Below are 24,827 nucleotides of genomic sequence, written 5' to 3' on the forward strand. Positions count from 1 at the left end.
CGGCGGCGCCGGGCGCGGGTCCCGCGGGCGGCGAACCCTCCGGCCCGGCCTTTGTCGGATAATCCTGGATTAGTTTCAAGACCTTAGAGCAGGAAGAGAGTCTATGCCCCTGGAATGGGAAGAACTGGTCACCCAATTGGATACCCATCTGCCGCGCGAAGCCTGGGCGCAGACCTTGATCGGGATCGGCGCGCTGATCCTGGCCGCGTTGTTCGTGCAGTGGGTGGTGGCGCGGGTCGTGCTGCTGCTGGCGCACCGCGTGCTGGTGCTGAGCGGCCGCGGCGACTGGGATAAGGCCCTGCAACGCCGCCGCGCCTACCAGAACCTCTGGTATGCGGTGCCGTTCGCGGTGGTGTCGCTGGGTATAGACCTGGTGCCGCATGTCGAGCGGGCGGTGACCATCGTCGGGCGGCTGGCGCATGCCGGCGCCTGGATCTGCGTGTTCATGGCGTTTTCCGGGGTGCTGAGCGCCTGGCAGGATACCTATTCCGCCACCACCCGGGCGCAGACCCGCTCCATCAAGGGCTATATCCAGATCGGCAAGCTGATCCTGATGGCGGTATGCACCGTTTTGGTGCTTTCCATCCTGATCGACCGCTCGCCGCTCTGGATGATCTCCGGCCTGGGCGCGCTGTCCGCCGTGCTGCTGCTGGTGTTCAAGGACACGCTGCTGTCGCTGGTGGCCAGCACCCAGCTGACCAGCAACGACATGCTGCGCATCGGCGACTGGATCGAAATGCCGCAGTCCAACGCCGACGGCTTCGTCAAGGACATCGCGCTGCACACGGTCAAGGTGCAGAACTGGGACAACACCGTCACCACGGTGCCCACCTATAAGCTGTTCTCGGAGAGCTACCGCAACTACCGCCACATGTTCGAATCGGGCGGACGGCGCATCAAGCGCACCGTCCGCATCGACTCGGCCAGCGTGCGCTTCCTGACCGACGACGAGGCGCAGCGGCTGATGCGTTTTCGCCTCTTGCACGACTACCTGCAGGCCAAGACCCACGATATCGCCCAGGCCAACCAGACCATGGGCGAACTGGCCAGCGTGCCGGCCAACCGCCGCCGCCTGACCAATATCGGCACCTTGCGCGCCTATGCGCTGGCCTACCTGAAGCAGAATCCCGAGGTCCGCCAGGACATGGCGATGATGGTGCGCATGATGGAGCCCACCTCCGAGGGCATCCCGGTCGAGGTCTATTGCTTTACCGCCGTCACCGCCTGGGTCGAGTACGAGCGCATCCAGGGCGACATCTTCGACCATCTGCTGGCCATCCTGCCCGAACTGGGCCTGCGCCTGTACCAGCAGCCGTCCGGCGCCGACATCGGCGCGATGGGCGTCCATCTGCGCGAAGGCGCCTTGCAGGCTGCGCTGGCCGGTGAAGGCGGCCGTCCGGGCCTGGCCGCGCCGTCGGAACGCGGACTGACCGACGAGAAGATGCCGCGCTAGCGGACAGCGGGCGCGGCAAGGCGCCGGGGCGGGGCCGGCGGGTGGCCCCGTGAGATAATCCAGGCGTTGAAATCCCAGGCGATAGACCCGATGTCGAACCCGTTCTTCAACCTGTATTCCCACGGCTTTGCCCGGGTGGCCGTCGGCGTGCCCGAATGCAAGGTCGCGGACCCCGCGTTCAATGCCGCCCAGACCATCGCGCTGGCGCAGCAGGCCGCCCAGGGCGGCGCGGTGCTGGCGGCGTTTCCCGAACTGGGCCTGTCCGCCTATACCTGCGACGACCTGTTCCACCAGAAGGCCTTGCTGGACGAATGCGAGGCCGCGCTGGCCCAGGTGGTGGCGGCAACCGCGGAAATGGACATCGCCGTCGTGGTCGGCGCGCCGCTGCGCGTGGCCCACCAGCTGTTCAATTGCGCCGTGGTCGCCGCCGGCGGCCGCGTGCTGGGCGTGGTGCCCAAGAGCTACCTGCCCAACTACGGCGAATTCTACGAAGCGCGCCAGTTCAGCGCCGGGGATTGCGCAGCCGTGTCCGAGATCAGCCTGCTGGGGCAGACCGTGCCGTTCGGCTCCGAGCTGGTCTTCCAGATGGAAAAGCTGCCGCTGTTCCAGTTCCACGTCGAAATCTGCGAAGACGTCTGGGTGCCGATCCCGCCGTCTTCCTACGCCGCGCTGGCGGGCGCCACCGTGTTGGTGAACCTGTCGGCCTCCAATATCGTGGTCGGCAAGTCCGAATACCGCCACCAACTGGTGGCGCAGCAGTCGGCGCGCTGCCTGTCGGCCTACATGTACACCTCCGCCGGGCGGGGCGAGTCCTCCACCGACATGGCCTGGGACGGCCAGGCGCTGATCTACGAAAACGGCGAACTGCTGGGCGAATCCGAACGTTTCCTCGGCCATTCCCATCTGCTGTTCGCGGACGTGGACCTCGAACGCCTGTCGCGCGAACGCATGCGCCAGACCACCTTCGGCCAGTCCGTGCGCCGCCATCAGGACGAAGTCCGCAAGTTCCGCAGTGTGGCGGTGCCCGTGAATCCGCCGCTGGAAGACGCCGAGCTGCCGCTGGAGCGGCGCGTGGCGCGCTTTCCCTATGTGCCGGCCGACCCGCAGCGCCGCGATGCCCGCTGCAAGGAGGTCTACAGCATCCAGGTGCAGGCCCTGGTCCAGCGCCTGTCGGCCAGCCGCATGTCCAAGGTCGTCATCGGCATTTCCGGCGGGCTGGATTCCACCCATGCGCTGCTGGTCTGCGCCAAGGCCATGGACGCGCTGGACCTGCCGCGCGCCAACATCCTGGCCGTCACCATGCCGGGCTTTGCCACCAGCTCGCGCACGCTGCAGCAGGCGCGCAAGCTGATGGAGGTGGTGGGGTGCACGGCTTCCGAGATCGACATCCGGCCGAGCTGCCTGCAGATGCTCAAGGATCTGGGCCATCCTTATGCCGACGGCAAGCCGGTCTATGACATCACCTTCGAGAACGTGCAGGCCGGCGAACGCACCAACCACCTGTTCCGCATCGCGAATTTCAACAACGCCATCGTCATCGGCACAGGCGACCTGAGCGAGCTGGCCCTGGGCTGGTGCACCTACGGCGTGGGCGACCACATGTCGCACTACAGCGTCAACGCCAGCGTACCCAAGACGCTCATCACCCACCTGGTGCGCTGGGTCGCCGAATCCGGCCGCCTGGGCGAGGAGGGGGCGCAGGTGCTGCTGGACGTGCTGGGCACCGACGTCAGTCCCGAACTGGTGCCGGGCGGAGCCGACGACAAGCCGGTGCAGAAGAGCGAAGACTCCATCGGCCCCTACGAACTGCAGGACTTCAACCTGTACTACACGCTGCGCTACGGCTTTGCGCCGACCAAGGTGGCTTTCCTGGCGCTGGCGGCCTGGCGCGACCGCGAGGCCGGCGCCTGGCCCGAGGGCGGCCACGTGGCCCGCAACCAGTACGATCTGGCGGCCATCAAGCGCAACCTTAAGATTTTCCTGGACCGTTTCTTCCGCCTCAGCCAGTTCAAGCGCACCTGCGTGCCCAACGCGCCCAAGGTCGGCTCCGGCGGTTCGCTGTCGCCGCGCGGCGACTGGCGCGCGCCCAGCGACTCCGAGTCGGCGGTGTGGATGCGCGACGCCGAACGCATTCCCGACGAGGCCTGACCGGGATTTCCCGCCCAAGGGGGACCCGGCGTCCGGGTCCCCGCGGGTGGTATTCTCTTATCCGATGCGCCCTGCAGCCATATCTAGCCAGGGCGCCGCAACAGATCAAAACCCAGGACGACCAACGTGAAACAAGTCACCGCCATCATCAAACCCTTCAAGCTCGACGAAGTCCGCGAAGCGCTGGCCGAAGTCGGCGTCAGCGGCCTGACCGTTACCGAAGTCAAGGGTTTCGGCCGCCAGAAAGGCCATACCGAGCTCTACCGCGGCGCCGAGTACGTGGTGGACTTCCTGCCCAAGATCCGCGTCGAAGTGGTGCTGCCCGACAGCCAGGTCGAAGCCGCCATCGAGGCCGTGGTCAAGGCTGCCCGCACCGGCAAGATCGGCGACGGCAAGATCTTTGTCACTCCGGTCGAACAGGCCATCCGCATCCGCACGGGCGAGAGCGACGAAGAGGCGCTATAAGTTCCACGGGGCTTGCGGCTGGCCGGATCCGCCGGCGGCCGCGAGACCGCGGCAGGATGTTGCGGGCTTGGCGCGGCGAGGATCCTGCCGCACCAAGCCCGCAACGCATTTTCCGGCCTAGCGGATGAGCTGGTTCATCTCCAGGATCGGGCTCATCACCGCCAGCACGATCAGCAGCACGAATCCCCCCATCAGCAATATCAGCGCCGGTTCCAGCAGCGCCGTCATGGCCATGGCGCGCCGCTCCAGATCGCGCGACAGGTTCTGCGCGCCGCGGTCCAGCAGTTCAGGCAGGCGGCCGGTCTTCTCGCCGCTGGCGATCAGATGCACCAGCAGCGACGGAAACACCTTTTGCGCGCCCAAGGATGCCGATAGCGACGCGCCTTCGCGCACGCGCGCCGAGGCTTCGTCCACGGCCTGGCGCAGCACATCGTTGCCCAGGGTGCGGCGCGCCGCCTCCAGGGCCGTCAGCAATGCCACGCCGCTGCCCGAGAGGATCGCCAGCGTGGACGCGAAGCGCGCGGCATTCACGCCCAGCACGAAGCGCCCGGCCAAGGGCAGCTTCAGCACGCGCGCATGCCAGGCGCGCCGCGCGGCGGGCGCGCGCAGCGCGTAGCGCCACAGCGCGACGGCCGCCGCCAGCGCCGCGCCGGTCGCGACGCCCCATTCGCGCACGTAGTCCGACAGCGCCAGCATGATGCGCGTCAGGAGCGGCAGCTCCTGCTTGGCCTGGCTGAACGCCGACACCACCTGCGGCACCACGTAGCCCAGCAGGAAGATCACGATGATCACCGACACGCAGGCCACCACCGCCGGATAGATGAACGCGGTCAGCACCTTGCTGCGCAAGGCGTTGCGCTCCTCGATGTAGTCCGCCAGCTTCTCCATCACTTGCGCGAGATCGCCCGATTCTTCGCCGGCGCCGATCAGCGCGCGGTAGATCTCCGGGAAGTCGCGCGGCCGCGCGGCCAGGGCGGTCGACAGCTTGTGGCCCGCGCGCACATCGTCGCGCACGCCGCCCAGCGTAGCGGCGATGTGTTTTTTCTCGGCCTGTTCCAGCGTGGCGCTCAGGGCCGCGTCCAGCGGCAGGCTCGCGGCCAGCAGGCTGGCCAGCTGGCGGGTGAGCCAGGCCAGATCCGCATCCGACAGGCGCGTGCGCAGCGATGCGCCGAAGCCTTCGGCGCGCGCCGCGAGGGACGTGGACAGCGGCAGCAGGCCGCGGCCGCGCAGCTGGTTGCGGGCGCCGCGTTCGCTGTCGGCGTCGATCGTGCCGCGCACGATCTTCCCCAACGCATCGGTGGCTTCGTAACGGAAGGAAGGCATCTGGAAAGCATGGCCAGCGCGCATGAAAAAAACGCGCAAAGCCCCGAATTTAAAGGGTTTCAAGGCCGCTACGATGCCTGCGAATTATGACCGTAGTGTTGCACTGTCACCCCGTATACTCCGACGCGCTTTCACGTTTTTTCACACGATTTCACGTTTCAGGCACCTATCCCGTCATGCGTCATATTGCGCAATTCAGCCTTGCGGTACTGCTCGCCGCAAGCCAGCTCGGACCCGCGGCCAGCACAGTCCATGCTCAACAGACCGACAATCGCGTCAGTCTGAATTTCGTCGACACCGATATCCCCGCCGTGCTGCGCGCGCTGTCGCTGTTCACGCAGCGCAACTTCCTGGTGGATCCGCGCGTCAAGGGCAAGCTGACGCTGGTGTCGGACCGTCCCGTGGACAGCGCGCAGGCGTTGTCGATGCTGACGGGCGCGCTGCGCATGCAGGGCTTTGCCATCGTCGAGGTGGACGGCGTGACGCGCGTGGTGCCCGAGGCCGACGGCAAGCTGCAAGGCAGCGTGGTGGCGGGCAGCGCACGTCCCGCGCAAGCCGTGGGCGGCGCGCCTGCCGGCGGCGCGGGCCGTGGTCCCGTGCCCGTGTCCGCGTTCGCCAAGGGCAGCAGTGGCGAAATGCTGACCCGCGTGTTCCCGCTGAAGTACGAGAACGCCGCCAACCTGGTGCCGGTGCTGCGCCCCATGGTGCCGCCCAATAACCCGATCAACGCCTATCCCGGCAACAACACGCTGGTGGTGACGGACTACGCCGATAACCTGGAACGGATCGCGCAGGTCATTGCGCGCATCGACGTGCCCAGCTCGATCGACACGGACGTGGTGCCGGTGCGTTCGGCCGTCGCCACCGACCTCGCCATCCTGGCCTCGCAGCTGCTGGATACGCAAAGCAGCGATCCGACGCAGCGCATCGCCGTGGTGGCCGATCCGCGCAGCAACAGCGTGCTGGTGCGTTCCGGCAGCCCGGCGCGCACCCGGCTGGCGCGCGATCTCATCATGAAGCTGGACGCGCAGCAGAACCGCGCCGGCAATCTGCACGTGGTCTACATGCGCAACGCGCAGGCCACGCGCATCGCCGAGGTGCTGGGCGGACTATTGACCGGGCAGGCGAATTCCGCGCCTGGCGCCACGGGTGGCGCCAGCGGCGGCGCGGCGGCGCAGGGCGGAGCGCGCACGCAGAACGCCGCGCCAGGCATGGCTGCCCAGGCGGCGGGCATGGCCGGCATGTCGGGTTCGAACAAAGGCGGATTGTCGGGCGAGCAGGAACGCATCTCGCGCGAAGACAACAGCACGCAGGCCGTGTCGTATTCGGCCGGCGGCGCCACCATCCAGGCCGACCCGGCCACCAACTCGCTCATCATCTCCGCGCCCGAGCCGCTGTACCGCAGCCTGCGTGAAGTCATCGACCAGCTCGACCAGCGTCGCGCGCAGGTGCTGGTGGAAAGCCTGATCGTGGAAGTCAGCGAGGCCAAGGCGGCGGAGTTCGGCATCCAGTGGATGACGGGCGCCGGCAACATCAACAGCGACGGCACCAGCTTCATCGGCGGCACCAACCTGGGCGGCAGCGGCATCACCGGCAAGGGGCCGACCACCATCGACGGCATCGGCAGCGGCCTGAGCCTGGGGGTGGTCAAGGGCACGGTCGACGTGCTGGGCAACAAGGTGATCAACCTGGGCGTGCTGGCGCGCGCCATGGAGAACACCGGCGAAGCCAACATCCTGTCCACGCCCAACCTGCTGACCCTGGACAACCAATCGGCCAGCATCCTGGTGGGCAAGACCGTGCCGTTCGTGACCGGGCAGTACGTGACGTCGGGCAGCAACGGCAGCACCAATCCGTTCCAGACCATCGAACGCGAGGACGTGGGCCTGAAGCTGAACATCCGGCCGCAGATTTCCGAGGGCGGCGCGGTAAAGCTGGACATCTACCAGGAAGTCAGCAGCATCGACGAAAGCCGCTCCAACTCCACCACTGGCATCGTGACCAACAAGCGCGCCATCGACACCAGCGTGCTGATCGACGACGGCCAGATCATCGTGCTGGGCGGCCTGTTGGAAGACAACGTCACGCTCTCCACCAACAGCGTGCCGCTGCTGGGATCCTTGCCCGTGATCGGCTCGTTGTTCCGCTACGATTCGCGCAAGCGCACCAAGACCAACTTGATGGTGTTCCTGCGTCCCTACGTGGTGCGCGACGCCAATCGCACGGCGGGCGTCACCATGGACCGCTACGACTACATGCGCCGCGCGCAGGCGGCGGTGCAGCCAGGCCAGCACTGGGCGCTGCCCGACATGCAGGCGCCGATGCTGCCGGCGTCGGGCTCCGCGCCTTCGGTGTCGAACAACGCCTATGACCTGCGCCCGGAACATCAGGCCGAAACGTTGCGCCGGCCGGCGCCGGTCACGGCCCAGTCCTTCGCGGTGCGCCAGTATCCCGGCACGGAGTCTGCGCGCGACGCTTCGGACGCCATCCGCGTGTCGCGCACGCTGATGCACAGCGTGGCCGTGGACCCCGATACGCTGCTATGAGCGCGCATCCCTTGCCTTATGCCTGGGCCCGGGCGCAGCGCGCGATGTTGTCGCTGCGCGGCGGCCAGGCCCGCCTGACCGTCAGCCCGCGCACGCCGGAATGGGCGGTGCGCGAGATCCGCCGCTGCCACGGCGACATCGAACTGGCGCAGGTCGACGACCAGGCGCTGGAAACCCTGCTGACCGCGGCCTACAGCCACTCGGAAGACGCGGCTTCGGTCATGGGCGTGGCCGAGAACGAGATCGACCTGGACCGCCTGATGCAGGACATGCCCGAGGTGGCTGACCTGCTCGAAGCCCAGGACGACGCGCCCGTGATCCGCATGATCAACGCGCTGTTCGCCCAGGCGGCGCGCGACGGCGCCAGCGACATCCACATCGAACCCTTCGAGACCCACTCGGTGGTGCGCTACCGGGTCGACGGCACCTTGCGCGACGTGGTGTCGCCGCGCAAGGCGCTGCATGCCGCGCTGATCTCGCGCATCAAGATCATGGCGCACCTGGACATCGCCGAAAAGCGCTTGCCGCAGGACGGTCGTATTGCGCTGCGCGTGGGCGGACGGCCCATCGACGTGCGCGTGTCCACCTTGCCCACCGGACACGGCGAACGCGCGGTGCTGCGCCTGCTGGACAAGGAAGCGGGGCGCCTGCAGCTGGAAAAGCTGGGCATGGATGCGGGCGTGCTGGGCCAGCTGGACCGGTTGATCCGCCAGCCGCACGGCATCGTGCTGGTGACCGGACCCACCGGCAGCGGCAAGACCACCACGCTGTACGCGGCGCTCAGCCGCCTGGACGCCTCTACGAGCAACATCCTCACGGTCGAGGACCCGATCGAGTACGACCTGGCCGGCATCAGCCAGACGCAGGTCAACGCCAAGATCGACATGAGCTTCGCGCTGGCCCTGCGCGCGATCCTGCGGCAGGACCCCGACGTCATCATGATTGGCGAAATCCGCGACCTGGAGACCGCGCAGATCGCGGTGCAGGCCTCGCTCACCGGCCACCTGGTGCTGGCCACGCTGCACACCAACGACTCGGTGTCCGCCGTGACCCGGCTCACGGACATGGGGGTCGAACCCTTCCTGCTGGCGTCGTCGCTATTGGGCGTACTGGCCCAACGCCTGGTGCGCAAGCTGTGCCCGGCTTGCAAGCAGCCCGCCATGCAGGACGGCGCGCGCGTGTTCCATCCGGTGGGCTGCGACGCCTGCAACCATACCGGCTACAGCGGGCGTTCCGGCATCCACGAACTCTTCACGGTGGACGACGAGGCGCGCCGGCTGATCCACGAAGGACGCGACGAGCGCGAACTGCGGCGCGCGGCGGCCGCGTCAGGCATGCGCACCATGCGCGAGGACGGACAGCGCTGGGTCGACAGCGGGCAGACCTCGCCGGAGGAGATCCTGCGGGTGACGCGGGATGCCTAGGGTCTATCCCCGCCAGCGGTCTGGAAAGTCGAAGGAAAGCTGGCGGTGCTTGAGGGCCGACACCGCGCTTAGCGCGTCCTTGAGCTTGCCGGCCGCAACATCGGACAAGCTCCGGCTAGCATCGTCGATCAACAGCAGGTGGATGCGTTCCTGTTCCAGTCGCTGGTAGTGGTCCAGCCGCTCGGCGTCGATCAGCGCGACGTAGCTTTCACCATTCTTGGTGATGATCTTCTCGGCTCCGGACTTGACCTGATCAGCGAACTGGGACAAATTGGATCGAGCTTGGGGCAACGGAATCACATCGGCGGAGGAGATGCTCTTGACAGGCTCCGCGGGCGAAATACTTGTACCTAACAACGCATAGTCTAGTGCCGAGCTTGCCTTCTCTGGTTCATGTCCCGAAGGTCGTAACATCCCCCGAACGCCGCCCCAGCGCCGACAACAGTCCATCCAGCGCCGCCCGGTCCGCTTCACGCGCGGCGTCGGCGTAGGTCGCCTGGCCCCGGAACTTCAGGCCGCCGCGCCCGCCTGCGCTGCCCTGGCCGGTGACCTCGAGCAGGCCGCTTTCCGTGCTCAGGGCCAGCGTGGAGCCTGACTTGCCGCCTTGCACCCGCAGCAGATACGAGCCCACGGGCGCCACCGGCGTCAGCGCGGTGCTGGCGTTGCGCCAGCGCAGTTCGGCCACCGGGCCTGCGGGCAGGGCCGCGCCCAGCCGCAGCGGCTGCCAGCGGATTTCCAGCGTGCCCTGCGGGGCGATGGTGTTCCACGGCGCGCCCAGCGCGGACAGGATGGAGGCGGGCGCGCGCAGCGACTGGGCCGGCACCGACACGCCGTTCCAGGCGGGCGTCGCGCGCAAGGGACCTTGCAGCCAGGGGTGGGAGATATCCAGCGCGAGCGCGTCCCAGCGCCATTGCCACTGCACCGGTTGCGGCAACATGCGGCGCGCGCCGGGAGGTCCCAGCGCGATCCAGGCGCTGCCGCGCCACAAGGTGCCGCTGGCGTCGGCCAGCGTGATCGGCGCCTTGTCCGGCAGCACGGCCAGCAGCCAGCGTGCGGGCAGCACGGTGATGGCGGCTGCGGCGGCACAGACGGTGCCGGCCAGGAGCAGCGCGGCGGAACGTTTGGAAAGTCGGACGGCAGACATCTCAGCCACGCTCCGACGCTTGCGGCGCCGCCAGGCTCACCTTGCCATTGACCAGGCCGGGCAGCGGCCGCCCGTTGACATTGGCGGCACGGGTGAGCTGCACCTCCTTGACGGCCAGGCCCCAGTCGCGCGCCGCACCGTCCAGCCAGCGCAGCAAGGCCGAAGAGGGCGCCTGCTTCAGCGTCAGCAGCATGCCCGATCCCTGCTCGGGCTGACCCAGCGTCCATAGCTCCGCGGCGAGTCCGGCGCGTTCCAGCGAGGCGCCCAGCTCCGCGGTGCTGGGCATGGCGCCGGCGGGCGCCGCCGACTTGTGCCGCAATGCCGTGGCTTGCGCGGTCAGGTCGGCGACCGTGGCGGCCTGGCCGCGCAGCGCGGGTAATTCCGCCTGCAGCTTGCGCAGCGTGTTCAAGGGCGGTTCGATCAGGGTGACGAAGACCAGCGCGCCGCCCAGCAGCAGGCCGGCCGCGGTCACCAGCCGGCGCTCACGCGGCGCCAGCGCCCGGTAGCGTTGCCCGGCGCGCGTCAGCGCGGGCGTGAGGGTCTTGGCCAGCGACTGCCTGGCCGCATGCAGGGCTTGCGGGAGTTTCATGGTTGCGCGCGCACGATGCGCCAGGTGTTGTCGTTATCGCCGCGTTCGAGCTTCAGGCCCAGGGCGGCGGCTTGCTGGATCAGCGCGGGGGTTTCCGCGACACGTTGCGACTGCTCGCCGGCGTCCGCCAGCTGCAGCGTCAGCGCCTGTTCGGCGTAGCCCAGGCGGGCCACCTTGTCGGCGGCGAAGGGCAGGGCCTGGGCCGCGGCGCGCGCCAGGGGCAGGAAGTCGGCGGCATTGGCCGCGCCGCGGTTCGCTTGCAGCGCGTCCAGGCCTTGCTGCGCCTGGCGCGGCGGGTCCAGGACCACCGGCAGGTCGGGGAACGCGGCCAGGACCTGCGCGTGCATGCCATTGCGCAACGCGTCGGCTTCGGCTTGCAGCTGCGAGGCGTACAGATTCAGCCCGCCTATCCAGACGACTGCCGCGGCCGCGGCCCAGCGCCAGGCGGGGCGCCAGGCTGAAACGCGGGCCGGCGCCAGCTGGGGCATGGCCAGCGACCACGAAGGCGAGGGCGCCAGCCAGCGGGGATCGGCGGGGTCGCGCAATGGTTCCGTGGTCTCGGCGCCCAGCGCTTGCGGCGCGATGAGCGCCTGCGTGCGCAAGCCCTGCGCATTCAGCAGGCTCCAGCCGCGGCGCACGGGTTCGCGCGCGGCCCAGGCCAGCGGCACGGTGCCGTCGGCCGAGCGCGGGCCGTGGCCGATAGCCAGCGCGTCCAGGTCGCTGAGCACCAGCGGCTCCAGCGCGCTGTGCACCGCGGCCGCAAAGCGGGCGCGCGCCACCGCGGGGATCTGCACGCTGGCGGCGATCACGTCGGCAGGATGCAGCACGGCTTCGCAGGCGGCGTGGGGGTAGGCGTGCCCCAGGGCTTCAAGTGTGAGCTCGCCCTGGCGGGCGCAGCGTCCGCGCCGGTCGAACCAGGCATAGGGCAGGAGAGAGCCGGAGCCGAACTCGTCCAGCGGGGGCAGCGCGATGCGCAGGATGTTCTTCAAGGAATTTCTCTGGTCCATAAGGTGTCGGGGGCGGCGGGCGGCGAGCTGCGCAGCAGCGCCTGCATGGAGATGCGCGCCCGCTCATAGGCCACGGTGCCGCTGGCCAGGAACCAGCCGCTGGTGGTGGCGACGGCCGGCGCAGGCGTCTTCACGCCCGCGCCGGCCAGGCGGTTGGCGAAATCGCCGGAATTGTTGAACCAGTTGCCGCGGTCGCGTTCGCCCGCCATGGACCGGGCCTGGCTGAGCGACAGGCCGGGCACCAGCGCTGCAAGCACCTCCGCGGGCGCGGTGTTGACGTTGACGCTGGTGGCGACGGGCAGCACTGTCATCGTGCGGCGCAGCTCGTTGCGCGCCGACGGCTCCAGCGCCAGCAGGGCCGCCACTTCGTCCACGCCGCGCGGCAAAGGGGCGCGGGCGTCGGGCGCGGGCCGTCCCTGCGGCGCCGAAGCCGCATCCGCCGGCGGCGCCACGGGCTGCGCGGCCGACATAATGTCCACCATGCGCGCGGCCAGGGTGTCGGGCAGCTGCAGCGTGTTCAGCAGCCTGCGCAGCACCAGTTCCTGCTCGGGCTGCGGCACGCCATTGTTCGCCAGGTTATAGAGGTTGTACTTGCCTTGCTCGTCCTGCACGCGGCCGGAGAACACCGCAACGCGTTCGTCGCCGGGCCGTTCGATGCGCGTGTCCAGCACCGGGGTGGCCCATATCTGGTCGCCGCGGGTGATCGGTTCGCGCTTGCTGTGGTCGCGCACGATCAGGCGGGCCCAGTCTATGCCGCCGGCCAGCATGGCGCGCGCCTGCACCCGCGCCATCTCGTTTTCCACGCGCCGCGTGCTGGCGGTCTGGCGCTGGAACAGTCCGGTGGTCAGGGCGGCGACGATGGCGACGATGATGAGCGCGCTGATGACCGCCGCGCCGCGTTCTGCGTTGCGCGTGCGTTTCATGGCAGCTCCAGCACGCGGGTGTAGCGCTCGGGGGATCCCGGCGCGCCGCGTTCCAGCGCGATCTCCAGGCCGCTCGGGGCCGCGGCCTGACTGCCTTCGCCATTCACCCAACCGGTCCCCGGCACCCAGGCGCGCAGCGTCAAGGCCCGCGTGCCGGGCAGCAGGAGGATGCCGTTGTCCGTCGCGGGCAGCGGACTGCGCGCCGCCGACGGCCCGCTGGCGCGCCACAGGCCGTCCTTGCGCACCTGCCATTGCACGCGCTGCCACAGGCCGTTGTCGTCCGGGTCGGGGCGCAGGATCTCGAACACGGGACCGCCGCCTGCGCGGCGCAGCAGGCGCAGGCCGCTGGTGTAAGCCTGCACATCCAGGCCCGCCGGCTCGAAGCCGGGACCGGTGTAGGACAGATCCACATCGCGCGCCATCTGGCCCAGCGTGCGGACGATGGCATCGATGTCCTCGGCCTGCGCCTCGATCCGCTCGCGCGCGCCGGATACGCTGGCCAGGCCGCGCCAGGCCATCAGGCTGACCAGCGCCATCAGGGCCAGGGCCACCAGCACTTCGATCAGCGTGAAGCCGGCTTGGGATCGGGGAGGGCGGCGCATGGCTATCGCAGGCTGGACAAGAGGCCGTCCAGCTGCAGCAGCACGGCGTCCGCCTGCGAGGCGCCGGCGTCGCGCACCTTGATCGACACCTGGCGGAAGCTGCGGTTCATCGAATTCGTAAACTCCATTTCGCACTGCAAAGCCCGGCCGCCCTGCGGACAAGGCGCGCTGCGCGTGCCCGCGCGCGGCAGCGCCTGTTCCAGCCGCAACTGGGCAAGCGCGTTCTGCGCGGCCAGCAGCGCCAGCGTCTTGTCCTGCAGGGCGCGGTTGTTCTCCGCCATGACGCCGGTCGCGCGCAGGGCGGCGCCCATGGCGACGGCGATGATGGCCAGGGCCACCAGCACTTCGATCAGCGTGAACCCGCGTTGCCGATCGGGCGGGCGGGGCGGTTCATTGAATTTCATAGCGGCCCGCGGCGTCGCGCCGCAAGGTGACGCGGGCATCGCCCGCGCTCAGCGTCAGCGTGACGGGCGCGGCGACCCATTCCGTGTTGAACACCAGCGGCCGGTCCGGATCGAGCCGCAGCGCCACCGGCGCCGTCGACCAGGATTGCGGGCGCAGCACCTCGTCGCGTTCCAGCCGGTCTGGCGGCAACGGCCTGTCTTCCTCGGCGTTCGGGCCCGGCAGCCGCCCCTGGCGTTCGAACGACCAGCCCTGGCCATTGGCGAGCCAACGGATGGGGCGGCCGTCGCTGCGGGCCTCGCTCTGGGCCACGGTGAAGGCGTCGGCCAGGCGCTGGGCGTCGCCGCGCAGACGGTTGTCGCCGCGGCCGACGGACAGGCTCACCATGCTGGCCGCGATCGCCACGATCACCAGGACCACCAGGACTTCGACCAGCGTGAAGCCGCGCTCAGAGTTCCCAGGAGCCGATGTCGGCATCGCCGCTTTCTCCACCGGGCTTGTTGTCGGCGCCGAACGAGAACACGTCGATATCGCCTTTGACGCCAGGGCTCAGGTATTGATAGGGATGGCCCCAGGGATCGTTGGGCAGCTTGTCCAGGTAGCCGCGCCAGTTGTTCGCGCCCTCGGGTTTCTGCACCAGCGCGCGCAAGCCCTGCGCGGTGCTGGGGTAGCGGCCATTGTCCAGGCGGTACAGCTTCAGCGCCTGCATGATACCGGCGATGTCCTGACGCGCGGCGACCTGGCGGGCCTGGTCGGGACGGTCCAGCACGCGGGGGACGATCAACGCCGCAAGTATCCCCATGATCACAATCACCACCATGATCTCGATGAGGGTGAAACCTTGCTGGCGGGCAAGCCCGCGCGGTAACTGACGCACTTGATGACTCCGGTCTTTCAGTAGGAGCGGAGGATTGTGGACATGAAATATGACAGCAATACTCACGCCGCCGCCAAATGCGCAAAGAGCCGGCCCGCGCGCGGCGCGGCCTACTTTTCGCGCGATATGCCGGCGGGCGCGGGCAGGGCGGCCGGCGCTGGCAGGCGGCTTGAGCGTCCGGCCTGTTCCACCGTCACCGCGTCCGCGGCGACTGCGCGCAGCACGATGCCGGGGGCCACTTCGCCGCCCGCGCGCCAGGCCAGCGGCGGGCCGCCGTCGACGCTGAGCACGGCGGCGCCGTCGGCGCCCGCGGCGATCACGCCCAGCACGGTGATCTGCGTGCGCATGGCTTCGTCCTTGCCGAACCACAGCGCCACGGGCGTGTTGTCGGCGGCGCGCGGCGCTCCCGCCGATACCGCCGCAGGCAAGGCGCCGGCCTTGGGCGCAAGCAGGATCGACGCCCATACGCCCAGGCCCGCGGCCAGGGCCAGCACGGCAAGAACGCGGAACGCGGCGGGCAGGTTCGGGCGCAGGGAGAAGGGCATGGAACAGGCGGGAAGGGCGGGTTGCGACGGGCCGACTATAGCGTCGCTACATGACAGGCTTGCGATGCCCCGCGGTATCTGCCATCGCTCTTGTTGCGCGGGGCCTTCTGTCATCGTTCGTACATGCCCCATGTCTAGCATGCGCTGAAGTCCGGATGCCGCATCCGGGCAGACCTCCTTTCCAACAGGGAACCCGCATGCAAGACCTGAACCAAGCCAATCGCCGCCGACTCCTCAAAATGCTGGGAGGCGCGCCGATGCTGCCGCTGGGCGGCGTCAGCCTGACCGCGCTGCTGGCCGGCTGTAATTCCAGCGATGACGATGACGACAGCACGCCGCCCGTCGCGCCGGTCACCTTCAAGTCCGCCTCCTTCAGGTCCATGGCCGCGCCCTCGCTGTCCCAGCCTGAACTGATGGCGCGTACCACCGTCGCCTCGGCGCTGGAGCTGACGTTCAGCGACGGCTCCAAGCGCAGCGTCGAGCTGGGCTACGAGCCTTTCTTCATGACGGGCGACGCCGTGCCGGACGGCAAGGGCGGCACCGTGGTCGCCGGCGGCTACTACAACCTGGCCGGCGCGCCCATCGTCGACAATTCGGTGCCCGCGAAGGCGCGGCAGTTCTTCTCGAACTGTCCGGACGGCATGTCGCTGCTGTCCTTGTCGGAACCGACCAAGGTGGCGGGCGTGGCCGGCAACGCGCTGTACGCGGTGGTGCAGTTCGAGTACCAGTCCATGGACCAGGCCGGCAAGGACATGTACGGCCTGCTGCCGTCGCAGATCGCGGTGCTGACGCTGTCGCAGGACACCAACACCGGCAAGCTCAGCCTGGTGAAGTACCACACCGTGGACACGTCGTCGGTGCATGGCCTGTGGATCACCTGTGGCGCGAGCCTCTCGCCCTGGAACACCCATCTGTCCAGCGAAGAGTACGAACCCGACGCCACCACGGCCAAGGCGTCGTCCTCGTTCCAGGCCTACAGCCAGAATCTCTACGGCGATCCGGCCAAGGCCAATCCCTACCACTACGGCCACATGCCCGAGGTCACCGTCAACCCGGACGGCACCGGCACTATCAAGAAGCACTATTGCATGGGCCGCATTTCGCACGAGCTGGTGCAGGTCATGCCGGACCAGCGCACCGCGCTGATGGGCGACGACGCCACCAACGGCGGCCTGTTCATGTTCGTGGCCGACCGCAAGGCCGATCTGTCGGCCGGCACGCTGTATGTCGCCAAATGGAACCAGACCTCGGGCACCGGCCCCGGCGCCGGCACGCTGACCTGGATCAAGCTGGGCCACGCGACCAGCGCCGAAGTGCAGGCGCTGGCCGACCAGCTGAGCGCCGCCGACATCATGGACGTGCGCACCGCCGACCCGCTGGATGCCGCCTTCACCAAGATCCGCTATTCCGGCAAGGACAACTGGGTCAAGCTGCAGCCCGGGCGCAACGTGGCCGCGGCCTTTCTGGAAACCCACCGTTACGCCGCCATGGTGGGCGGCACGCTGGCCTTCTCCAAGATGGAGGGCACCACCGTCAACGCCAAGGACAAGATCGCCTACAGCGCGATGTCGCGCGTGGACAGCTCGATGACCGACGGCTTGTCGCCCGGCTTCAAGGTCGAAGGCCCGGCGGCGGGCGCGGTCTACCAGCTGCACATGAAGGAAGGCCAGGTCGACACGGACGGGAAGGCTATCGACAGCGCCTGGGTGCCGGTGGACATGGCCGCGGTGCCGGAACTGGTGGGCGAAGTGCTGGCCGCGCGCGATGCGCTGGGCAATACCCACGCCGCCGACAAGATCTCCAACCCCGACAACCTCAAGTTCTCGGAGAAGCTGCGCACGCTCTTCGTGGGCGAGGACAGCGGCGGCCACGTCAACAACTTCCTGTGGGCCTACAACGTCGACACCAGGCAGTTGTCGCGCCTGCTGTCCTGCCCGGTGGCCGCGGAATCCACCGGCCTGCAGGCCGTGGACGAGATCAACGGCTGGACCTACATCACCAGCAACTTCCAGCACGCGGCCGATTGGGGCAGCGTGCACTCGGTGGTGCGGCCCACGCTGGAACCCCTGGTCAAGGCCAACTACAAGGACGGCTTTGGCGCGTCGGTGGGTTATCTGACCGGCGTCAAGATCGGCGCCTAGGCTTGCGGCAGGCGCCAGCCTGCCTCCGGCTGTGCCGCGGCTTCCTTCGGGAAGCCGTTTTTTTTTGCGGATCGCGCGCAAAAGAATCCTGATCCGTCGATCAAGGTTTCTCTTCTTTGCTTCACGGGGCTTTCACCTTGGCTGGCCATCATGTAGCCCTGCATAAAACCCTGTTCATGACTAGAGAAGAGAAGCATGCAAGCATTGAATTGGAGAAGATGGTGCGCGGCCCTGCTGGCGACCAGCGCCCTGGCGGGCTGCGGAGGCAGCGACGATGACGACGACACCGATGCGCCGCCGACCCAGCCGCCCGTGACCCAGCCGGACCCCACGCCCGCCGACAAGGTGCTGTTCATCGGCGTCGACGGCCTGACCTACGACGCGATGCGCCGCGGCGTGGCCGACAAGTTCCTGCCCAACATCGCGCAGTTCAATGCCACGCGCGCCTGGACCGGCGGCGTGACGGACGCGCCCACGCAGCAGCCGACGCTGCTGGCGCCGGGCTGGGCGACGTTGCTGACCGGGCAATGGGCCGACCAGCATGGCGTGCGCTACAGCGTGCAGGGCGAAACGCTGCAATCGCCGACCCTGTTCCAGCGCGTCAAGCAGGCGCGTCCCGAAGCGCGCAGCGCCGCCGCCTTCAATTCGACGGTGCTGGCCGGGTTGATCGCCGGTCAACGCGACGCGGGCTATCTGCAGTCGCTGACCGACTGTGCAGGCGCGGACGATTGCGTCGCCGCCCAGGCGCGCGACCGCATTACCGAAGGCTATGACGTGGTGGTGGCGCAGTTCGGCGCGCCGGAACGCGTGGCGTCGGAGAACGGCTTCGGCTCGGCCTATGACAGCGCGATCCGCCAGGCCGACGCCGCCATCGGCGCGCTGGCCAAGCAGATCGCCGACCGCAAGGCGGAGCATCCGGGCGAGAAGTGGCTGGTGATCGTGGCTTCCAGCCACGGCCTGGGCAAGACTGGCGCCAGCGACGGCCGTCCCATGTCCTCGAACAAGACCATCCTGTTGGCCGCCAACCAGCCTGCGCTGCTGGGCGGCAGCGCCGACGATGCATCGTTTGACGGCCTGTGGGACAACAACTGGTACGCGCTGCCCAGCGCGGCCGATGTGACGCCGACGGTGCTGGACCATCTGAAGGCGCTGCCGGCCGCCGCCAAGTACGACATGGCGGGCACGTCGCTTGCCGGCAAGCTGGCGTTGCGCCACACCGCGGCCCGCACCTCCACCGACAACAAGAGCGTGACGCTGAGCTGGGTGCGCGTGGGCGAACCCGCCGGCGACATCGTGGTCAGCCGCGACGGCGTGGAGATCGCGCGCGTGCCTGGCACGGCCGCCGAGTACGTCGACAAGGGTTTCAAGTTCGAGACCGAGGGCGTGCATACCTTGAACTACAGCGTGGCGGTCGGCAACGCGGTCAGCGCGGCGCGCACCACCGTGGCCTACACCAAGCCGCTGCCGCTGCTGGCTTCGCTGCGCACCGGCCTGACGATGCTGTTCCCGTTCGAAGGCAACATGACCGACCTCGCCGCCGGCGGCGGAGCCATCACGCCGTTCGACGGCACGCAGGCGCCGGTCTACGCGGATGCAGGCGTGTTCGGCAAGATGTTCAAGAACGACCGCAGCGCGGCTGCCCTGGGCGGCTTCAAGCTGGACTATCCGGCCGGCATGCTGGACGCGGCCCAGGCCTTCACCATCGGCTTCTGGTATCAGTCCGACGGCACCGCCAATGACCGTTCCATCCTGGGCAACAAGGACTACAACTCCGGCGGCAACCCCGGCATCACCATCGCGCAGTGGGCCGGTCCGGTGCTGTATTTCAACCTGGCTGGCGGCGGCTCGCGGGTCGACATCAACAACGTCAAGTTCACCCCGAACAAGCCGGTCTACGTCGCGATGACCGTGAACAAGACGGCCAAGACCCTGACGGCGTCCGTCTACGACAGCGAACTGGGCTTCTCCCAGCGCACCATCGGCACGGGCTCGGTCGACCTGACCAAGATCGCCGGCGTCTACGGTCCGCACCTGGGCCTGAATGAAGACGGACGCGGCACCTATGGCGTCTGCTGCGCCGGCACCAAGGGTCCCTACACGATGTACTTCGACGACCTGGCGTACTGGTCGCGCGCGCTCACCGAAGCTGAAGTGAAGTCGCTCGCCCTCTCCGGCAAGTCCGTTTCCGAACTGTTTCCCTGATGTATCGAGGATAAAAAAATGAGCATGTCCATGATCTTGCGCGGTTTCCTGCGCCTGGGCGCGGTGCTGATGCTGAGCGCCACGCTGGCTGCCTGCGGCGGCGATGACGGCGACAGCGACGGCGGCAAAGACCCCGGCACCGGCCAACCCGAGACGCCGAAGCCCGAGCCCGTCAAACCCGAATTGCGTTGCGCGCCTTGAGCCGCGCGTCCACCCGATCCATAGGAATAGAATCCGTGACGTTCGATAAAGACCAGGTCCACGCCGGCAAGCGCCGTTTCTTGCGCAACGCGGCCGCCTCGACCGCAGGCTTGACCGCGCTGTCGATGTTTCCGCCGGCGATCCGCCGCGCGCTGGCCATCCCCGCCAACAACCGCACCGGCACCATCAACGACGTCGAGCACGTGGTCATCCTGATGCAGGAAAACCGCTCCTTCGACATGTACTTCGGCACGTTCAAGGGCGTGCGCGGCTTCGGCGACCGCATCACCATCCCGCTGCCTGAAAAGCGCTCGGTCTGGGAGCAGAGCAACGGCACGCGCGTTGTCATGCCGTATCACCTGGACAGCACGCAGGGCAACGCCCAGCGCGTGGCCGGCACGCCGCACGACTACATGGACGCGCAGATGGCCTGGGACGGCGGCCGCATGGACCACTGGCCGCGCTACAAGCAGAACCAGTCCATGGGCTACTACAAGAAGAAGGAGGTGGAGTTCCAGTTCGCGCTGGCCGAAGCCTTCACGCTGTGCGATGCCTACCATTGCTCGACCCACGGCGGCACCAACACCAACCGCCTGTTCCTCTGGACCGGCACCAACGACCCGCTGTCCCTGGGCAACGGCCCTTCGACCCGCAACCAGTGGGACAGCCTGGGCGCCTCGTCCACCGGCTGGACCTGGAAGACCTATCCCGAACGCCTGCAGGAAGCGGGCGTCACCTGGAAGGTTTACCAGAACCTGCCGGAGAACTTCGGCGACAACTCGCTGGCCGGCTTCAAGCAGTACCGCCGCGCCAACGAGCTGGCCGGCAACAGCGCCAACGGCGCGCCGTACCCGGCCTGGACCCCGTCCATGGACGCCGCCAACCCGCTCTACAAGGGCACGGCCAACACCATGCCCGACGGCGGCTTCCTGAAGGCGCTGCGCGAGGACGCCCTCAACGGCACGCTGCCGCAGGTGTCGTGGATCGTGGCGCCCGCCACGTATTCCGAGCACCCCGGTCCGTCCAGCCCGATCCAGGGCGCCTGGTACATCCAGGAAGCGCTGGACGCGCTGACGGCCAATCCCGAGGTCTGGAGCAAGACCGTGCTGCTCATCAACTTCGACGAGAACGACGGCTATTTCGACCACGTGCCGCCGCCCGCCGCGCCCTCGCTGAATCCGGACGGCTCGATGGCCGGCGCCTCCACCGTCAACACCGACCTGGAGCGTCACACCCATGCCTCGGCCCAGGATGCCGCCGACGACCGCGTCTATGGCCCCGGCCCGCGCGTCCCCATGTACGTGGTGTCGCCCTGGAGCCGTGGCGGCTGGGTCAATTCCCAGGCCTTCGACCACACCTCGGTGCTGCGCTTCCTGGAAGCCCGCTTCGGCGTGGCCGAGGACAACATCAGCCCCTGGCGCCGCGCGGTGCTGGGCGACCTGACCTCGGCCTTCAACTTCGCCACGCCCAATAACGAAAAGCTGCCCGACCTGAATCTGCTTACCCGCGCGGGTTCCGACAGTGAGCGCAGCGCGCAGGAAGCGCTGCAGGCCGTGCCGCTGCCCGACCCCAGCACCCAGGCCAAGCCGGTGCAGGAGCAGGGCGTGCGCTATTCCCGCGCCTTGCCCTACGAACTGCACACCAGCGGCCGCGCCCAGCCCGACACGGGCGCCATGCGCCTGGTGTTCTCCAATACGGGCAAGCAGGCGGCGGTGTTCCATGTCTATGACCGCCTGCACCTGGACCGCCTGCCGCGCCGCTACACGGTGGAGCCGGACAAGCAGCTCGAAGGCAGCTGGGACGCGGCGGCCGACGGCGGCAAGTACGACCTCTGGGTGCTGGGCCCCAACGGCTACCACCGCCATTTCGCGGGCGACCTGGCCTTGGCCCGCACGTCGGCGCTGGCGGCGGAAATCCGGGTCTGCTATGAAATCGCCAAGGGCGACGTCTACGTCAGCTTCATCAACGGCGGCCAGAACCCCTGCACCTTCGAAGTCGCGCCCAATGCCTATTACGCCAACCACGAGCGCTGGAAGTTCACCGTGCCCGCGGGCGGCCAGGTCGAACAGCACTGGGCGCTGGAAGGCAGCCAGGGCTGGTACGACTTCACCGTGCGCCTGGCCGAGGATCCGGCCTATCTGCGCCGCTTTGCCGGCCGCGTGGAAACCGGCCGTTCGTCGGTGACGGATCCGGCGATGGGGCTGTAAGCCTCAGGCGGCGGTCTGCGGTTCGCGCGCCTGGAACGCCTGGGCGCACGCCTCGCAGATCGCCGCCGTGATGCCCTGGCGCGCATGCTCGCGCCGCTCCAGCATGCCGATGGCGCGCGCCATCGGCCCCAGGTCCTGCGGCAGCGTGAGAATCCGCAGTTCCGGACTGTGCTGCCAGTTGGAGCCGTTGATCAGCGGCAGCAGCGTCACGCCGACTTCCTGGCGCACCAGTTCGACCAGGGTCTCGATCGCGTTGAGTTCCAGGAATTCATTCAGCGGCACCGCCAGGCGGCGCAGCAGCCGGTCTATCTGCAGGCCGGTGCGCTGGGTGCGGTCAAAGCGCAGGAAGGGGTTCTGCGCCAGCACCTGGCGCGCGTCTTCGCCCGGCGCCGAGCGCGGCGCGATCACCACCAGTTGCTCTTCATATAGCGCGGTCCAGCGCGTGCTGGCCATCTTGCGCCCGGCCTCCACCAGGAAGGCCGCGTCCAGCTCGCCGTCCTCGACCTTGCCCGCCAGCTCGCTGGCCTTGCCCGACAGGATGCGCACGTCCAGCTTGGGGTGCTGCTTCTTCATGCCCGATACGACCTTGGACAGGGTGCCCATGCAGGACACGATGCTGCCCACGGCGACCGACCCGGCCAGCTCGCCAGGTACGGTGCGCGGCAGCCGCATGCGGTCGTAAAGGTCCAGCAAGTGCTTGATTTCAGGGAGTAATTCCCGGCCGGCGGCGTTCAGGATGGCGAGCCGGCCGCTGCGGTCGAAGAGTTCGCGGCCCAGTTCCGCTTCCAGGGAGCGCATCTGGAAGCTGACGGCGGCCTGCGTCAGCGCCACCTGCTCGGCCGCTTCCGAAAAGGAACCGTGGTGTGCGACCGCCAGGAAAGTGCGCAGAAAGCGGATGGTACTCACAAAAATCTCTTTTATGACGGAACAAAATTTCAAATTGATTTAATTAAACCACGGGAGTAACTTCGGCCGCTTACCCGTTATGAGACTAGCCACATGAAATCCTTCGACTGGGGCAACCCGTATCCTTCCGTCCGCATTCCGCTGTTCGCCCGCAATGTGGTGTCCACGTCGCATCCGCTGGCGGCGCAGGCAGGGTTGCGCATGCTGCTCAAGGGCGGCAATGCCGTGGACGCCGCCATCGCCGCGGCCGCCACCATCGTCCTGGTCGAACCCGTGTCCTGCGGCCTGGGCGGCGACTGTTTCGCCATCGTCTGGGACGGCAAGGAATTGCACGGCCTGAACTCCTCGGGCGTGGCACCGGCGGCCTGGAGCACCGAATACTTCAAGCGCAAGCACGGCGTGGGCGCCAACGGCCTGGCGATCCAGCCCAAGCGCGGCTGGGACGCCGTGACGGTGCCGGGCGTGGTGGCTGGCTGGGCCGCGCTGCATGAAAAGCTGGGCAAGCTGCCGTTCGAGCAACTGTTCGAACCCGCCATCGAAATCGCCGAGCGCGGCTACGCCGTGCCGCCGGTGGTGGCGCACAAGTGGGCCGCCGCGGCCGAGGAACTGAAATCGCAGCCGGGCTACGCCCAGGCCTTCCTGCCCGAAGGCCGCGCGCCCAAGGTCGGCGAACACTTCCGTTTCCCGGACGCTGCCAATACGCTGCGCCGCATCGCCGCCTCCAAGGGCCGCGACTTCTATGAAGGCGAACTGGCCGAGCGCATCGCCGCTTTCAGCCAGGAATGCGGCGGCGCCATGACCCTGGAAGACCTGCGCAACTACCGCCCGGAATGGGTCAAGCCTATTTCCAAGTCCTATCGCGGCTACGAGCTGCACGAGATCCCGCCGAACGGGCAGGGCATTGCCGCGCTGATCGCGCTGGGCATCGTCGAACGCTTCGACATGGCCGACATCCCGGTGGACTCGGTGCAGTCGCAGCACATCCAGATCGAAGCCATGAAGCTGGCTTTCGCCGACCTGTACAAGTACGTGGCGGATCCGCGTTCCATGCAGGTGACGCCGGAGCAGATGCTGTCCGACGCCTACCTGGACAGCCGCGCCAAGCTGATCCGCCTGGACCGCGCCACCCATTTCGAGGCGGGCCGTCCGCACGCCGGCGGCACCATCTACCTGACCGCCGCCGACGAAAACGGCATGATGATCTCGTTCATCCAGTCCAACTACATGGGCTTCGGCTCGGGCGTGGTGGTGCCGGGCACCGGCATCAGCATGCAGAACCGCGGCGTGGGCTTCTCGATGGATCCGAAGTCGGCCAACGTGGTCGAAGGCGGCAAGCGTCCCTTCCACACCATCATCCCGGGCTTCCTGACCCGCGGCGGCAAGCCGGTCATGAGCTTTGGCGTGATGGGCGGCGACATGCAGCCGCAAGGCCACATGCAGACCGTGGTGCGCATGCTGGACTATCACCAGAATCCGCAGGCCGCCTGCTGCGCGCCGCGCTGGAAGGTCAACCGCGATTTCACGCTGGACATCGAGACCAATATGAAGGCTTCCACCATTGCGGGCCTGAAAGACCTCGGGCATGCTTTGAAGTCGGTCGACGATCCGTACATGGATTTCGGCGCGGGCCAGTTCATCTGGCGCATGTCCGAAAACGACAACGAGCTTGGCTACGTCGCCGCCAGCGACAGCCGGCGCGATGGTCAGGCGGTCGGCTTCTAA

23 protein-coding genes are annotated in these 24,827 nt (G+C 68.2%); 10 read left to right on the plus strand and 13 right to left on the minus strand.

Annotated features, from left to right (window positions below):
* Positions 1 to 103: 103 nt before the first annotated feature.
* The 3 genes from ACM1PE_RS09365 to ACM1PE_RS09375 all read left to right on the plus strand — a co-directional run bounded on the left by ACM1PE_RS09365 (position 104) and on the right by ACM1PE_RS09375 (position 4,066).
* Positions 104 to 1,453 carry a mechanosensitive ion channel family protein gene (locus ACM1PE_RS09365; RefSeq protein WP_118934652.1) on the plus strand — a complete coding sequence of 450 codons (1,350 nt, stop codon included), beginning with the start codon at positions 104 to 106 and terminating at the stop codon, positions 1,451 to 1,453.
* A gap of 90 nt (positions 1,454 to 1,543) precedes the next feature.
* Positions 1,544 to 3,601 carry an NAD(+) synthase gene (locus ACM1PE_RS09370; protein ID WP_419343073.1) on the plus strand — a complete coding sequence of 686 codons (2,058 nt, stop codon included), beginning with the start codon at positions 1,544 to 1,546 and terminating at the stop codon, positions 3,599 to 3,601.
* A gap of 126 nt (positions 3,602 to 3,727) precedes the next feature.
* On the plus strand, positions 3,728 to 4,066 hold the full coding sequence (locus ACM1PE_RS09375; RefSeq protein WP_013393295.1) for a P-II family nitrogen regulator: 339 nt from the start codon (positions 3,728 to 3,730) through the stop codon (positions 4,064 to 4,066).
* Positions 4,067 to 4,183: 117 nt separating this feature from the next.
* Here ACM1PE_RS09375 and gspF read toward each other — a convergent pair whose 3' ends face one another.
* Positions 4,184 to 5,389 carry a type II secretion system inner membrane protein GspF gene (gspF, locus tag ACM1PE_RS09380; RefSeq protein ID WP_059374497.1) on the minus strand — a complete coding sequence of 402 codons (1,206 nt, stop codon included), beginning with the start codon at positions 5,387 to 5,389 and terminating at the stop codon, positions 4,184 to 4,186.
* 176 nt (positions 5,390 to 5,565) lie between these two features.
* Between gspF and gspD the strand changes: the two genes are divergently transcribed.
* Entirely contained in the window at positions 5,566 to 7,935 is a 2,370-nt protein-coding gene (gene gspD, locus ACM1PE_RS09385) for a type II secretion system secretin GspD (RefSeq protein WP_419343076.1), read from the plus strand.
* On the plus strand, positions 7,932 to 9,359 hold the full coding sequence (gene gspE / locus ACM1PE_RS09390) for a type II secretion system ATPase GspE (RefSeq protein WP_419343078.1): 1,428 nt from the start codon (positions 7,932 to 7,934) through the stop codon (positions 9,357 to 9,359). Before gspD ends, gspE begins: the two co-directional genes overlap by 4 nt.
* Before the next feature lie 3 nt (positions 9,360 to 9,362).
* On the opposite strand, the gene ACM1PE_RS09395 is transcribed toward gspE, so the two are convergent.
* The 10 genes from ACM1PE_RS09395 to ACM1PE_RS09440 all read right to left on the minus strand — a co-directional run bounded on the left by ACM1PE_RS09395 (position 9,363) and on the right by ACM1PE_RS09440 (position 15,448).
* Entirely contained in the window at positions 9,363 to 9,701 is a 339-nt protein-coding gene (locus tag ACM1PE_RS09395) for a type II toxin-antitoxin system Phd/YefM family antitoxin (protein ID WP_419343826.1), read from the minus strand.
* 49 nt (positions 9,702 to 9,750) lie between these two features.
* Positions 9,751 to 10,503: a type II secretion system protein N gene (gene gspN, locus ACM1PE_RS09400; protein ID WP_419343080.1), complete on the minus strand. Its 753-nt coding sequence runs from the start codon at positions 10,501 to 10,503 to the stop codon at positions 9,751 to 9,753.
* 1 nt (position 10,504) lies between these two features.
* Positions 10,505 to 11,092, minus strand: a complete 588-nt coding sequence (gene gspM / locus ACM1PE_RS09405) for a type II secretion system protein GspM (RefSeq protein WP_419343082.1) — start codon at positions 11,090 to 11,092, stop codon at positions 10,505 to 10,507.
* A complete protein-coding gene (gene gspL, locus ACM1PE_RS09410) occupies positions 11,089 to 12,081 on the minus strand; it encodes a type II secretion system protein GspL (RefSeq protein WP_419343084.1) in 993 nt (330 codons plus the stop codon). Before gspL ends, gspM begins: the two co-directional genes overlap by 4 nt.
* Positions 12,078 to 13,022 carry a type II secretion system minor pseudopilin GspK gene (gene gspK, locus ACM1PE_RS09415; RefSeq protein WP_059374316.1) on the minus strand — a complete coding sequence of 315 codons (945 nt, stop codon included), beginning with the start codon at positions 13,020 to 13,022 and terminating at the stop codon, positions 12,078 to 12,080. The genes gspL and gspK overlap by 4 nt, the downstream gene beginning before the upstream one ends.
* On the minus strand, positions 13,019 to 13,624 hold the full coding sequence (locus tag ACM1PE_RS09420; protein WP_419343086.1) for a PulJ/GspJ family protein: 606 nt from the start codon (positions 13,622 to 13,624) through the stop codon (positions 13,019 to 13,021). The genes gspK and ACM1PE_RS09420 overlap by 4 nt, the downstream gene beginning before the upstream one ends.
* 2 nt (positions 13,625 to 13,626) lie before the next feature.
* Positions 13,627 to 14,028 carry a type II secretion system minor pseudopilin GspI gene (gene gspI / locus ACM1PE_RS09425; RefSeq protein WP_059374318.1) on the minus strand — a complete coding sequence of 134 codons (402 nt, stop codon included), beginning with the start codon at positions 14,026 to 14,028 and terminating at the stop codon, positions 13,627 to 13,629.
* Positions 14,015 to 14,503: a type II secretion system minor pseudopilin GspH gene (gspH, locus tag ACM1PE_RS09430; protein ID WP_118935116.1), complete on the minus strand. Its 489-nt coding sequence runs from the start codon at positions 14,501 to 14,503 to the stop codon at positions 14,015 to 14,017. Before gspH ends, gspI begins: the two co-directional genes overlap by 14 nt.
* On the minus strand, positions 14,475 to 14,903 hold the full coding sequence (gene gspG, locus ACM1PE_RS09435) for a type II secretion system major pseudopilin GspG (RefSeq protein WP_059374320.1): 429 nt from the start codon (positions 14,901 to 14,903) through the stop codon (positions 14,475 to 14,477). Before gspG ends, gspH begins: the two co-directional genes overlap by 29 nt.
* Positions 14,904 to 15,013: 110 nt before the next feature.
* Positions 15,014 to 15,448, minus strand: coding sequence for a general secretion pathway protein GspC (locus ACM1PE_RS09440; RefSeq protein ID WP_187774050.1), 435 nt, complete (start codon positions 15,446 to 15,448; stop codon positions 15,014 to 15,016).
* A gap of 197 nt (positions 15,449 to 15,645) precedes the next feature.
* Between ACM1PE_RS09440 and ACM1PE_RS09445 the strand changes: the two genes are divergently transcribed.
* Positions 15,646 to 17,589: a PhoX family protein gene (locus tag ACM1PE_RS09445; protein ID WP_419343088.1), complete on the plus strand. Its 1,944-nt coding sequence runs from the start codon at positions 15,646 to 15,648 to the stop codon at positions 17,587 to 17,589.
* Here the strand turns inward: ACM1PE_RS09445 and ACM1PE_RS09450 are convergent.
* A complete protein-coding gene (locus ACM1PE_RS09450; RefSeq protein ID WP_251880586.1) occupies positions 17,586 to 17,786 on the minus strand; it encodes a hypothetical protein in 201 nt (66 codons plus the stop codon). The two genes, ACM1PE_RS09445 and ACM1PE_RS09450, sit on opposite strands and share 4 nt — an antisense overlap.
* Here ACM1PE_RS09450 and ACM1PE_RS09455 point away from each other — a divergent pair.
* Genes ACM1PE_RS09455 through ACM1PE_RS09465 form a run of 3 tightly spaced genes read left to right on the plus strand, consistent with a single transcriptional unit; the run spans position 17,785 to position 22,199 of the window.
* On the plus strand, positions 17,785 to 19,791 hold the full coding sequence (locus tag ACM1PE_RS09455; RefSeq protein WP_419343089.1) for an alkaline phosphatase family protein: 2,007 nt from the start codon (positions 17,785 to 17,787) through the stop codon (positions 19,789 to 19,791). The genes ACM1PE_RS09450 and ACM1PE_RS09455 overlap by 2 nt on opposite strands.
* Before the next feature lie 18 nt (positions 19,792 to 19,809).
* Positions 19,810 to 19,992, plus strand: a complete 183-nt coding sequence (locus tag ACM1PE_RS09460) for a hypothetical protein (RefSeq protein WP_059374323.1) — start codon at positions 19,810 to 19,812, stop codon at positions 19,990 to 19,992.
* 35 nt (positions 19,993 to 20,027) lie between these two features.
* Positions 20,028 to 22,199 carry a phosphocholine-specific phospholipase C gene (locus ACM1PE_RS09465; protein ID WP_419343091.1) on the plus strand — a complete coding sequence of 724 codons (2,172 nt, stop codon included), beginning with the start codon at positions 20,028 to 20,030 and terminating at the stop codon, positions 22,197 to 22,199.
* Between the two features lie 3 nt (positions 22,200 to 22,202).
* Here the strand turns inward: ACM1PE_RS09465 and ACM1PE_RS09470 are convergent, their stop codons facing one another.
* Positions 22,203 to 23,105, minus strand: coding sequence for a LysR family transcriptional regulator (locus ACM1PE_RS09470; RefSeq protein WP_118933542.1), 903 nt, complete (start codon positions 23,103 to 23,105; stop codon positions 22,203 to 22,205).
* Between the two features lie 93 nt (positions 23,106 to 23,198).
* Here ACM1PE_RS09470 and ggt point away from each other — a divergent pair, with 93 nt between their 5' ends.
* Positions 23,199 to 24,827 carry a gamma-glutamyltransferase gene (ggt, locus tag ACM1PE_RS09475; RefSeq protein WP_059374330.1) on the plus strand — a complete coding sequence of 543 codons (1,629 nt, stop codon included), beginning with the start codon at positions 23,199 to 23,201 and terminating at the stop codon, positions 24,825 to 24,827.

It is taken from the genome of Achromobacter sp. PD1 (assembly GCF_048541815.1).
Lineage (GTDB): Bacteria > Pseudomonadota > Gammaproteobacteria > Burkholderiales > Burkholderiaceae_B > Achromobacter > Achromobacter bronchisepticus_A.